The sequence below is a fragment of the Butyrivibrio sp. AE3004 genome, from assembly GCF_000703165.1.
GTDB lineage: Bacteria > Bacillota > Clostridia > Lachnospirales > Lachnospiraceae > Butyrivibrio.
On the sequence record NZ_JNLQ01000002.1, the window covers coordinates 868,517 to 881,000 of the forward strand.

The window sequence follows — 12,484 nt, forward strand, 5'->3', positions numbered from 1 at the left end:
CTAAAAAACACTACGCAAGGATGCTAGCGGTGCGTAAATGTCGCTCTAAGTCAAATTAAGCTTATATTTTAGATTCACTCTTTATCACGTCTCCGTAATAATTATAACGATTTATAATTTAGAATTGCCTTTTTACAGAGAAATTTAAGGAAAGTTAGAAATTATTTATAGATTCCTTTTTTATTTATTAATTTGAACTTAGTCTTTGCTTAGTGTGCGGTGTTCAAGTTCTTAAGAAATAATTAATTTGGGCAAACAGGGTTGCTGTAAAAATTAAGGTATGATATAGTCTTTTCCTGTCGGCGTTCTGCTGACATAGTTTCGGAGTTTCTCCGTGACGATTCCCATTTTTTTACCTGATAAACTTTAAGAAAGGCGGTTTTGATTAATGAGACCAATTAAACAGAATAACTCGATGAAAGAGCTGCTAAAAAAGCTCAGACGTCACGATACGCTGCTTGTTACAGCAGCAGTTGTTGTAGCAACAGTTTTATGCGGAGCTTTCGTCTATGTGACAACTCCGACGATAAGTGCAGATGCTGCCAAAGAGGAAAATAAAAAAGATTCTCTTGGCGTTCAGATAAAGGCAGGAACACAGCTTAAGGAAATTGAAAATTATCTTGAAAAACTGGATAAGGTAGTCACTGAAAGCAATAATCTTGTAAACGAAATCAGAACAGTACAAACCAAGCAAAGAGAACTGGTTGAAAAGAGTATCGAAACAGACAAAAATATCACTACGGAAACAGAAAAAACTACAGAGACGGAAAACGAAAGCAACAGTAATTCAACAAAGGTCGTTGAAAAAATAAATGGCCTTGATAAAGAACTTCAGTCAATCCATTCGGAAATATCTTCCACAAACGAATTTGTAAAAAAATTAAAGGACAGTATTGATAAAGGCGGAGCCGGTAATGCTGAAAAAGATAAGGAACAATTTACTCAGATTACAAATGCACTTTATGAGATTCAGAGGAGCTGCGATAAATCCGGTTCGGATGTATCGGGCATTATAGATGAACTGAGAAATGCAAATGATAAAAGTAATGAATCAGACAAAGACATAATAAAATCGCTTGAAAATATCATGAAATCCTTTGAAAAGATAGATACAAAGGATACTCTGACAAAGATGGAATCCGAGCTTAGGGATACACAGAGTACCTATATCACTTTGCTTGGAGACCTGGAAAAGAATATAAATAGAACCTCAGAAAATGTGAAAAAAGTAAAGGAATCCGTAAGCAAGGTCGGAGAAAATGTCGGAAACGTGGAGAGTGGTGTAAAGGATGTTTATGCAGCTCAAAATGGGATAAGCAGTAAGATTGATGATGTTAGAAATGGTCAAAACGGCACTGACAGAATGATTGAAGGTGTCAGGAATTCGCAGGAAGGTACTAACAGTAAGATAGATGCTGTCAGATCTGCTCAGAATGATACTGACAGTAAAGTTGATGAATTGCGAAGCACTCAGGACCAGGTTAACAGCAAAATTGAGAGTGTAAGGTCAGCCCAGGACGGAGTAAGTTCAACTTTGAATGAACTTAAAGAGACTCAGAACGGGACAAATACCAAAATTGATGATGTCCGTGAAACTCAGAACGGAACGAATGCAAAAATAGATGAAGTCAGTGAAACTCAGAAGGGTACAAATCTCATGATCGGAGATATTCAGACAATTCAGCGCGGGACAGGAGAGAAGCTGGAACTTCTCGGAGCGGGACTTGGAAATTTCAAAAATGATTTTGCAAATATGAATAATAATGTGGGCGATGTCAGAAGTGATATTGAGGATGTCAGAAGCGATATGAACGATGTCAGAGACGATGTAAGCAAGGTGAGTGCATCTGTTGAAGAACTGCAGAGATATCTGGAATTACTTGAGGAAAGCATCGGCAGTAATAATCAAAAGATAAATAGTATAGATAGAAATATTGAAAAGGTTTTTCAGTGTTCGGACAGTTATCGCAATAAGCTTGCATCCGTACTGTTCGAAGTTAATGGCAATAATGCCGAGGGTGCAACATTTAATAACCTTATAGAAGCTGTTAAAAATGTTCCGACAAGCGGAATAAGAAATGGCAGAGTCACAAATGAATATCATACCCATACAGACGGAAATACCGAAATTGATTCAAACAAATGCGATCACGAAGGAGGTTGTTTCACAAAGCCTGTTTATCATGTGCATAAAAATGAGTGCTATACAACAAAGAATATATATGTTTATGCTCCTAAATATATTGAAACAGATGATGGAAAGGGGAATAAGATATCGGTTTGCGAAAAGTGTAAACGCAGGTACGAGGATGGGAATTCTCATACCCACCACACAGATTCCTATGAAGAGGCAAGTAGCGGTGAGATTGTGAAAATTACTGCTATTAACCCATTAATCTGTAATAAGGACGATTCTTCAATAGACTATTATGTAGCGGGCTGTGGCTATGCAAAAGGAGATATAACAAAAACAATAATCACTTATCCCGGACGATATAATGATTCCGATTATATTATGCTTATGAATAAAACGGCAAAAAGTACGGACAAAATAAGTGACAAACTACTTGATTTTGATATTGAAAGCTATGCTGCAGAGGGGGAACCTGTGGAAAATACTGCCAAAAAACAGGATAGCGTGGATAAACCGACATATTCAGATAACGCTACAGCAGACAATGCTACAACGGACAATGCAACAGCGGACAAGGGGACAACAGACAATGCTACAACAGACAAGGCTGCAACAGACAATGCTACAGCAGATAATGCTACAACAGGTAATGCTACAACAGACAATGCTGTAACAGAGAGTGCTGCAGCAGAAAAACTTCAGCCCGGCCAGGGAATTGTCGAGACAGATGAGCATCATCCGGATTTGGGAATTGCAGAAAACGAAGAAATTTGGTCCGATTCCGGCAATGCTGAAATAAAGAGGGATTCGTCTGAATCAGATAATGCCAAAACAGAGGAAAAAACTGTAAATTCCGGAAATATAGAATCAGAGGGTAAAATGTCTGATAACGGGAATATCAAAACAGAGGAAAATCAGTCAGATAATAGCAACTGCTAACAGGTCGCCTTGACATATAATCGTGGCAGGCGATAAAATATCCGTTGAACTATTTAAAAGATTTTATACATTTTATATTGCCATGACCGATGAATAATGAATTTTTTTCAGATATTAATTCATAACTGACAGGAGCTGTGGCAATAGAAATCAAAAGAACGGAGTGTGATAATTATGACAAAGATAGATATTATATCCGGATTCCTCGGAGCAGGAAAGACGACCCTTATAAAAAAGCTTCTTAAAGAAGCACTTGCAGGAACAAAGACAGTACTTATTGAAAATGAGTTCGGCGAAATAGGTATTGATGGCGGATTCTTAAAGGAATCTGGAATCGATATCAGAGAGATGAATTCCGGATGTATCTGCTGTTCACTTGTAGGTGATTTTGGTACTTCACTTAAGGAAGTTATGGATACATATTCACCTGAGAGAATCCTTATTGAGCCTTCGGGAGTAGGTAAGCTTTCAGATGTTATGCGTGCGATTCAGAATGTTGCAGACGGAGAGGATGAACTTTCAATGAACAGCGCTGTAACAGTTGTAGATGTCAGCAAGGCTAAGGTTTATATAAAGAACTTTGGTGAATTCTTCACTAATCAGATTGAAAACGCAGGAACTATTCTTCTTACAAGAACGGATAAAGCTGATGCTGCAAAGATTGAAACTGCAGTTGAGCTTATTCGTCAGCACAATCCTAAGGCTACAATTATAACTACACCTTTGGATCAGCTTGACGGAAAAGAAATCCTTGATACTTTTGAAGGTAACCATGACCTTGAAGCAGAACTCTTAAAGGAGGTTCTTGCTCAGAAAGCAGAGGAACATCACCATCATCATGACCACGGCGCAGAAAAATACACTGACGAGGAAGGTGTAACCGTATATAGAGCTCACGAGCATCACCATGATGAAGATGAGCATGATCACGATCACGAGCATGAACATGACCACGATCATGAGCATGAGCATGAACACGACCATGACCACGATTATGAGCATGAACACGAACATGAACATCATCACGACCATGATCACGAGCACGAACATCATCACGACCATGAGCATGATCATGAACACGAACACGAACATCATCACGACCACGATCATGAGCATGACCATCATCATCATGATGCAGATGATATCTTCACAAGCTGGGGAATGGAGACTCCTGCTAAATATACCAAGGACGAAATCGAGGCAATGCTCAGCAGACTTGAGGAAGAGGAAAAATTCGGTATTGTTCTTCGTGCAAAGGGTATGGTTCCCGCTGAAAACGGCGGTTGGATCGAGTTTGATTATGTTCCCGGCGAACCTGTTGTAAGAGACGGAGCTGCTGATGTTACAGGTAAGTTCTGTGTTATCGGGGCTGAACTTAACCAGGATAATCTGGAGAAGCTGTTCAGAAGAAAGCTGTAATACTGAAAAACTGGAAGGAGTCTGCCTCATGGCAGAATTATCAATGTTTGGAAGGAAAAGAGAAAAGAAAATGAAACCGGTATATGTAATAAATGGATTTCTTGATAGTGGCAAGACCGACTTTTTCAAGTACACTCTTGCACAACCCTACTTTAAAACAAAGGGACAGACTCTTCTTATTGTTTGCGAGGAAGGTGAGAATGAATATGATGAAAAATTACTCACTATGACCAATACTGTTCTTGAAACAATAGAGGAAGAGGAAGACTTTACACCGGCTACTTTGATGGCGCTGGAAGCAAAATATGATCCTGAGAGAGTGCTTATTGAGTACAACGGCATGTGGAATTTTAAAAACTTCCGTCTGCCCAAAGCCTGGAGGCTTGAACAGCAAATTACAATAATCGATGCATCAAGCTTTGAGCTTTATTTTACAAATATGAAATCACTTCTCTCGGAGCAGCTTAGAAATTCAGAACTTATTCTGTTTAACAGATGCGATGGAATAGAAGACCTTGCGACTTTTAAGAGAAATGTAAAGGCAATCAATCAGAAGGCAGACATTATTTTCGAGGATATGAACGGCGAGGTTGATGTAACACTTGATGAAGATCTTCCTTTTGATTTAAATGCAGATCCAATAGAACTCAACAATTTTGGATATGGAATGTTTTATCTTGATGCTCTTGAGCATGTGGACCGTTATGAAGGAAAAACAGTCAGATTTACTGCAATGGTTGCAAAGCCTTTTGATATGGCGGACAATGCTTTTGTTCCGGGAAGAATGGCTATGACATGCTGTGCAGAGGACATGCAGTTCCTTGGTTTTAAGTGTGAGTATGAGGATGCTCAAAAGCTCAAGGAAAAAGAATGGATAAAGGTTACGGCCAAAGTGAGAAAAGCACTTGTTCCCGAATATCAGGGAGAGGGACCGCTTCTTAGTGTAGTAGAGCTTGAGCATGTTACGGAACCTGCCAATCCGGTAATTGATTTTTCCAATCCGGAGGTCTGAATCCTTCTTTTGGATAACGCTTTTGTTTTGTGTCGTTACTTTACTTTTTTCTCAGAAAATAATAGTCTTACTGAATGCGTCCCTCGTTAAAAGAGGGGCGCATCTTACGTTATAAGGGCTAAAGCAACAAAGCGGTAGTAGATTGAAAAAGCATAGATTATGTTTTTCTTGGAGAAACGTATAGATGAGAATAAAAAAACCTCAGATATCGGTGAGAAGATATCTGAGGTATTTCTGTATAATCTTATATATAAATTACTGAATCTTGTTAACAGCCTGAGCAAGACGAGAAACTTTTCTAGAAGCAGTGTTCTTCTTGAAAACGCCCTTTGACTCAGCCTTATCAATTGCTGATGTAGCAGCAAGAAGTGCCTTAGCAGCCTCTTCCTTGTTACCAGCCTCGATTGCTGTTCTAACCTTCTTGATTGCTGTCTTAACGCCAGACTTTACAGCCTGATTTCTAGCAGCCTTCTTCTGATTTGTAAGAATTCTCTTCTTGGCAGATTTGATATTAGCCATAACTTCCTCCATAAATATTACTAAAAAATTGAATTGTCATCTAAGTTATATGGCTATGAAACCGGACACGGACAGTCAATGCCACATACACCAAAATATTTTATCCACTTGAGTGCATTATGTCAAGTAATTTGATGAAAATGGGCGCATTTACTGAGAGCTATTTTTCCGGCATTGTGAAAAACAGTGTGGTTATGGTATCATAATTCATGGTTTTTTATCTTTTAGAGTAATTTCTATATGATAAAAACTATAGCTTAATTGAATTATCAGAATGGAATTTGGAGTAAGATGGCAGAATTTGATCAGAGTAAAATAAGAAATTTTTGTATTGTAGCACATATAGATCATGGTAAGTCTACACTTGCAGACCGTATGATAGAGACCACAGGTGTCCTCACAAGCCGGGAGATGCAGAATCAGGTTCTCGATAATATGGAGATAGAAAGGGAGAGAGGAATTACAATAAAATCTCAGGCAGTCCGCATGATTTATAAGGCTAAGGATGGCGAGGAGTATGTTTTCAATATGATAGATACTCCCGGTCACGTAGACTTTGGATATGAGGTATCGCGAAGTCTGGCAGCTTGCGATGGCGCAATTCTTGTAGTTGATGCTACTCAAGGCGTTGAGGCACAGACCCTGGCCAATGTGTATCTTGCTCTTGACCATGATTTGGATGTTTTTCCTGTAATAAATAAAATAGATCTTCCGAGTGCGAGACCTGATGAAGTTAAGGAAGAGATAGAGGATGTGATCGGTATTGAGGCACATGATGCACCGCTTGTATCTGCGAAGCTTGGAACCGGTATAGAGGAAGTACTTGAGTCTGTTGTACACAAGATTCCGGCGCCTACAGGTGATGCAAAAGCGCCTCTGAAAGCACTTATTTTTGATTCGGTTTATGATTCTTACCGCGGTGTTATCGTATTTGTCAGAGTAAGGGACGGTGTCCTTAAAAAAGGCATGACTGCTAAATGCATGGCTTCAGGAGCTTCATGGGAAGTTGTTGAGGTTGGATATTTCGGCCCCGGTCAGTTTATTCCCTGCGATGAGCTTTCTGCAGGAACCGTTGGATACTTTACCGCATCCATAAAAAATATTCAGGATGCCCGTGTGGGTGATACCGTAACATCAGTGGATAATCCTTGTGATGAGGCACTTCCCGGATATAAAAAGGTTATGCCTATGGTTTACTGTGGCCTTTATCCGGCTGATACTGCCAGATATCCGGAGCTTCGTGATGCTCTGGAAAAACTGCAGCTTAATGATGCTTCTTTGTTTTATGAGCCGGAGACATCACAGGCACTGGGCTTTGGATTCAGAGCAGGCTTCCTTGGACTTTTGCATCTTGAAGTTATACAGGAGAGACTTGAGAGAGAGTATAATCTTGACCTTGTGACTACAGCTCCCGGAGTTGTATATAAGGTTCACAAAACAGATGGTACGGTCTTTGATCTGACAAATCCGGCCAATCTCCCCGATCCTGCTGAGATTGAGTACATGGAAGAGCCTATAGTAAATGGTGAGATTATGGTTACCACGGACTATGTGGGCTCAATCATGCAGCTTTGCCAGGAGAGACGCGGCAGATACATAAGTACCGAATATATCGAGGCTACAAGAGCTGTGCTTAAATATGAGCTGCCTCTTAATGAAATTATTTATGATTTCTTTGATGCGCTAAAATCCAGATCCAGAGGATATGCTTCTTTTGATTATGAAATCAAAGGATATGAAGAGTCTTCACTTGTTAAGCTTGATATACTGATCAATCATGAGCAGGTTGATGCATTATCATTTATAGTTCATAAGGACGGCGCCTATGACCGTGGACGCAAGATGTGTGAGAAGCTTAAGGGTGAGATACCGAGACATTTGTTTGAAATCCCGATTCAGGCAGCAATCGGAGGAAAGGTAATTGCCAGAGAGACTGTAAGAGCAATGAGGAAGGATGTCCTCGCAAAGTGCTATGGTGGTGATATCAGCCGTAAGAGAAAACTTCTTGAAAAACAGAAGGAAGGCAAAAAGAAAATGCGTCAGATCGGTAGCGTGGAAATTCCTCAGCAGGCATTCCTTAGTGTTCTTAAGCTGGATGAAGGAAATTGATAAATATATGACATCACTTGGAATATACATTCATATACCTTTTTGTTTACAGAAGTGCTTGTATTGCGACTTCCTCTCCTTTCTGGAGGGGAGGAAACAGCAGGCGCTTTATTTTGATGCTTTGAAAAAAGAAATAGCGGAAAGTGCACCCGAATGCTCTGAGTATGAAGTCGTTTCTGTTTTCTTCGGCGGTGGGACTCCCACATCGGTAGCACCGAATTTTATTGAAGATGTAATGAGACTTGTCCGGGAAAAATACAGACTTGCAAAAAATGCGGAAATAACGATTGAATGCAATCCGGGAACCGCGGATTTTGAGGCTTTGAAGATATATCGCAAATCAGGAATAAACAGAATCAGCATAGGGCTTCAGTCAGCAAAGGATGAGGAACTTAAAAGATTGGGCAGGATACATACCCTTGTGCAGTTTGAAGAGTGCTACAAAAATGCCAGAAAAGCAGGCTTTGAAAATATAAACGTGGATCTTATGAGCGCACTTCCTGGACAAAGTCTTGCAGACTGGGAGGAAAGTCTTAATTTTGTACTTTCGCTTGATCAAAAGCCGGAGCACATTTCTGCATATAGTCTCATCATAGAAGAGGGAACACCGTTTTACGAGATGTACGGAGAAGAGAAAAGTAGTGAAACGGGACATTTACGCGTACAGATATCGCCGCTTCCTGATGAAGATACCGAAAGGGAAATGTATTACCGCACAAAGATGATACTTGGCGGTAGAGACTATCACCGGTATGAGATATCCAATTATGCGACGGATGGATATGAATGCATACATAATAAGAGATATTGGCAAGGCGGAGATTATATAGGCTTTGGGCTTGGGGCAGCATCCCTTATGAAAGGGATAAGATATAATAATACAAGAGATTTTAGGAAATATCTGGATGCCCTGCTTAAGACAAAGCAAACTGATGAAGGCTGCATGACTACATCTTTGATACGCGAAGATGCCAGGATTCTTGACATGAAGTCACAGATGGAGGAATTCATGTTTCTTGGACTTCGTATGATTGAAGGTGTAAGCATCAGTAATTTCAAAAACAGATTTGGAAGAAATATAGAAGAAATCTATGCAGATGTTATAAAAGAGCTTACAGACAAGGATCTTATGGAAAAAAAGGATGATATGTTAAGACTTACATCACGCGGGATTGATATTAGTAATTACTGCATGGCTAAGTTTTTGATCGATGATGAGTAAAAATCCCTCAAAGCAGGTTTTGATAAAAATCTGCTTTGAGGGATTTAAATTACTTTACTACTACTTTTACTGTTTGTACTGTTTTCTTTATGTTTCCTTTGGCTTTTACGGTAACTTTGAATTTGTAAGTTCCTTTTGGCGAGCCTTTCTTGAATTTTACGCTGATCTTACGGCCATTAATCTTGAATTTTACGTTATTTTTCAGCTTAGCAGAGGAGATGTTTTTAATCGAAATTTTTCCCTCTGAATTCTCGACCTTAATAGTAACGAACTTCTTGGACTTTTTGAGCTCTGAAGCTTTTAGCCTATTTTTGTCTACGTAAATATGTGCTTTATTGTCTTCCTTTTTGCCGATCAGTATCAGATGGGCGGGAGTATTTACTGCTTCCGGTGATCCTGATTTACCTGCGGGAGTGGTATTTGCTACGGGCGATTTGGCCTGATTATAGCTGTATCCATCATCCTTCGAATCTTCTTTTGTATCATCGTCTGTCGGAACGATAATTTTGGGGACTGGAGCGGGATTAGATTTGGTAAGCCCAAGCTTCTCCTTTTTTCTGTAATTCATACCTGTTTCATCTGCATAGAAGTTCTCATACAGACTGTGCTTCTCACCGTTAGCCATGTAATCAAAGCTTAGTCTTATGCAGAACACATATTTTTTGGACGGATCAAGTCCATATACGCGGAATTTTGTCGATGGCAGGCTTATACCATATGCCTCGCCGTTGTACAGAGTGTAATATATTTTGTCTACAGCTCTGTTATCCGCACCATTTGGAATTTCCTTGTAATGAAGGTAGGTTGTGCAATTGGAGTATTCTCTTACAGGAATTTTTTTAAAGACATCCAGAGACATGAATTTGTTTCGAGCATCCGTCCAGTCCAAAAGAGCGGTATTGCCTTCACGCTTTGAAGAAACGTCAAACATATAACCGGCGGAAACATTCTCATTTAGATATTTCTTTTCATCTATTACATTTCCCCCGCTTGTATATATCTTTTTTAGGATATAGCAGGTATTCGTTTTATAAGACGAGGCATTACAGCCGCATTTTAGTACCACGCAATATCGTGTTCCCGGCTTGAGGTTTTTGAACGTATAACTTGTCTTACCTTTTGAAACAGTGTTTTTATTGGTGGCTTTTGCTGCCTGCTTGACAGCTTTTCTCATATTGGGGCCGAAGTTATTATAATATCCGTTTTTATCCATATCAGCAAAGGCATCGTAAGCCGTATCCTCAACACAGGTTACGAGAAAACTGTTTTTTCCTCCGCCCGGCTTTGTGACTGAACTATATTTGGACCAATCCAGGGTGATTGAATCACTTCCGGTTGTAACATCATAATCAGCATATTTACGACAGACTGAGTTATTGGTTACGATGGATAAATTGGAATAGGCCTGATCCAAATTGTTGTTTTTAGTGCATTTTGCGTTTGATGTATCTCCGACATCATCTGAGGAATACGCACCTTGGGAGTCGGTCTTTATACCTGTAAGCTCAAAGTATTCATCGCCGCTTTGAGATACGCCGTATTCGTTTTTGTAAGTATAGGGCAGTACCATAAATACAGCATAGCAGGTATTGGGTTTTAATCCTTTCAATATCATCTTCTTGTTATAACAATATTTGTAATTGCCTTGCAGCGCGTCCTTTTTTGCTTTACTTAGAGCCTGTTTGGTATTGGTGCTTTTACCTTCGGCAGCAATGCCAAAATATGGTTGTTGGCCATATATGCCGGTCCATTTTCTGGATTGACAATCGCTTAAGAATTTATTGTAAGCGTCCTGATAGGATATGGCTAAGGCTGTATCTGTGGAGCCGATATGATTCATGGTATAACCTTTATCTGAACGCCTTGTGGTTATTCTTCCTGCACGGCAACCGCTGATAGTGTATTTTGTACCTTCACAGGTGTAGTTAAACTCAACTTCATACTGCCTTCCGGAATTAAGATCTGAGAATGTATATGTTGCGCTATCGCCGGGAACAGTTACTGTTTTCAATAGGCAGTCATATTGGTTTTTGATATTTACGATCCTAAGCTTTACAGTATAGTCATTACAAACGCCATTTACGCATTCTTTGCGTATTTCAGCCATGGTCGCGTTAAAGTCAATGGTGATGGATTTTGAGGTTACATTTGAAAATATCAAATTGGACGAGTATGCCTTTGACACAAAAGAAGCTGTACAGGGCACACAGAAAAATGCGCATAAAAGCGCAAGACATAAGAACAATTTTGCTTTTTTCATACTATTTCCCCTTTTCTTCGAATGGTGGTGGCATCACGTGCGCAGGACGCCTTGGACCATTCTGGTTTGGTTTTCCCTCTAGTCCACAATTTTACTATAAAATAAGCCTGAGTACACGCTTTATTTTCGCAATTTAGGGGTGTTTATAACCGCGCTGTGATACAATACTATTGTTTTGAAAACAGGAAAGGTTATCGGATGCAAAAAATGGACAAGTTAAAGGACAGCAAGTACAGACTTGCAGAGGCTATAAAGGAATGCATGAAAACAACCTCTGTGGAAAGTATAACCGTCAGACAGATTGTTGATGTATGCGGGGTTTCAAGGCAGACCTTTTACAGGAATTTTATTGATAAGTATGATCTTATAAACTGGTATTTCGACAGGCTTCTTGAACAATCCTTTAACGAGATGGGAAGTAAAGAAGACCTAAGGGAAGGGCTTATAAAGAAATTTAAATACATAAAGGCTGAGCGGGTATTCTTTTTGGCAGCATTTAGATTTGATGAGCAGAACAATCTTAAAGAACATGATTTTATTATGATATATGAGTTTTATTGCAAACTTATAAGAGTAAAAACTGGTGAGCTTCCTGATAAAAGGACAAGAAAGCTACTCGAAATGTACTGTCAGGCGTCGATTTATATGACAGTTCAATGGGTACTTAAGGGAATGAAGGAATCGGAGGAGGAGCTTGCGGATCTGATGATTGATGCCATGCCGGAGCATCTGGCAGGCATTTTTTCCAAGCTTGGTATAATTTCACCTGTGGTATGAATTTTCGAAGCTTGGCATAATTGCATCTGTGGTCTGTTTTATTTTTGAGATGGAACAAATTCTGTAAAGTGTAACTTATGTTAAATTCGCTTA

Annotated in this window: 8 protein-coding genes; 6 read left to right on the top strand and 2 right to left on the bottom strand. The window is 39.5% G+C overall.

The window, feature by feature from the left end; genetic code table 11:
• Window positions 1-388 precede the first annotated feature (388 nt).
• From BV60_RS0106995 to BV60_RS0107005, 3 genes are all read left to right on the top strand, one after another.
• Window positions 389-3,073 carry a hypothetical protein gene (locus BV60_RS0106995; RefSeq protein ID WP_029320472.1) on the top strand — a complete coding sequence of 895 codons (2,685 nt, stop codon included), beginning with the start codon at window positions 389-391 and terminating at the stop codon, window positions 3,071-3,073.
• Between the two features lie 174 nt (window positions 3,074-3,247).
• The gene (locus tag BV60_RS0107000) at window positions 3,248-4,492 is read left to right on the top strand and encodes a GTP-binding protein (RefSeq protein WP_029320474.1); all 1,245 of its coding nucleotides are present in this window, start codon (window positions 3,248-3,250) and stop codon (window positions 4,490-4,492) included.
• 28 nt (window positions 4,493-4,520) lie between these two features.
• The gene (locus tag BV60_RS0107005) at window positions 4,521-5,504 is read left to right on the top strand and encodes a TIGR03943 family putative permease subunit (protein ID WP_242840956.1); all 984 of its coding nucleotides are present in this window, start codon (window positions 4,521-4,523) and stop codon (window positions 5,502-5,504) included.
• 255 nt (window positions 5,505-5,759) lie between these two features.
• Here BV60_RS0107005 and rpsT read toward each other — a convergent pair whose 3' ends face one another.
• Window positions 5,760-6,023 (bottom strand): 30S ribosomal protein S20, encoded by a 264-nt coding sequence (gene rpsT / locus BV60_RS0107010; RefSeq protein ID WP_022760763.1) that lies wholly within the window; start codon window positions 6,021-6,023, stop codon window positions 5,760-5,762.
• Between the two features lie 291 nt (window positions 6,024-6,314).
• On the opposite strand from rpsT, the gene lepA reads away from it, so the two are divergent.
• Window positions 6,315-8,132, top strand: coding sequence for a translation elongation factor 4 (gene lepA, locus BV60_RS0107015; RefSeq protein ID WP_029320476.1), 1,818 nt, complete (start codon window positions 6,315-6,317; stop codon window positions 8,130-8,132).
• Between the two features lie 7 nt (window positions 8,133-8,139).
• The gene (gene hemW / locus BV60_RS0107020) at window positions 8,140-9,354 is read left to right on the top strand and encodes a radical SAM family heme chaperone HemW (protein WP_051656857.1); all 1,215 of its coding nucleotides are present in this window, start codon (window positions 8,140-8,142) and stop codon (window positions 9,352-9,354) included.
• Between the two features lie 49 nt (window positions 9,355-9,403).
• On the opposite strand, the gene BV60_RS0107025 is transcribed toward hemW, so the two are convergent.
• The gene (locus BV60_RS0107025) at window positions 9,404-11,614 is read right to left on the bottom strand and encodes a fibronectin type III domain-containing protein (RefSeq protein ID WP_029320478.1); all 2,211 of its coding nucleotides are present in this window, start codon (window positions 11,612-11,614) and stop codon (window positions 9,404-9,406) included.
• Window positions 11,615-11,812: 198 nt separating this feature from the next.
• Here BV60_RS0107025 and BV60_RS0107030 point away from each other — a divergent pair, with 198 nt between their 5' ends.
• Window positions 11,813-12,391 carry a TetR/AcrR family transcriptional regulator C-terminal domain-containing protein gene (locus BV60_RS0107030; RefSeq protein ID WP_029320479.1) on the top strand — a complete coding sequence of 193 codons (579 nt, stop codon included), beginning with the start codon at window positions 11,813-11,815 and terminating at the stop codon, window positions 12,389-12,391.
• Window positions 12,392-12,484 lie beyond the last annotated feature (93 nt).

Excerpts from the sequence above, each read along its gene's own strand:
- BV60_RS0106995 (WP_029320472.1), top strand. The coding sequence starts at position 389 with ATGAGACCAATTAAACAGAATAACTCGATGAAAGAGCTGCTAAAAAAG.
- BV60_RS0107000 (WP_029320474.1), top strand. The coding sequence starts at position 3,248 with ATGACAAAGATAGATATTATATCCGGATTCCTCGGAGCAGGAAAGACG.
- BV60_RS0107005 (WP_242840956.1), top strand. The coding sequence starts at position 4,521 with ATGGCAGAATTATCAATGTTTGGAAGGAAAAGAGAAAAGAAAATGAAA.
- rpsT (WP_022760763.1), bottom strand. The coding sequence starts at position 6,023 with ATGGCTAATATCAAATCTGCCAAGAAGAGAATTCTTACAAATCAGAAG.
- lepA (WP_029320476.1), top strand. The coding sequence starts at position 6,315 with ATGGCAGAATTTGATCAGAGTAAAATAAGAAATTTTTGTATTGTAGCA.
- hemW (WP_051656857.1), top strand. The coding sequence starts at position 8,140 with ATGACATCACTTGGAATATACATTCATATACCTTTTTGTTTACAGAAG.
- BV60_RS0107025 (WP_029320478.1), bottom strand. The coding sequence starts at position 11,614 with ATGAAAAAAGCAAAATTGTTCTTATGTCTTGCGCTTTTATGCGCATTT.
- BV60_RS0107030 (WP_029320479.1), top strand. The coding sequence starts at position 11,813 with ATGCAAAAAATGGACAAGTTAAAGGACAGCAAGTACAGACTTGCAGAG.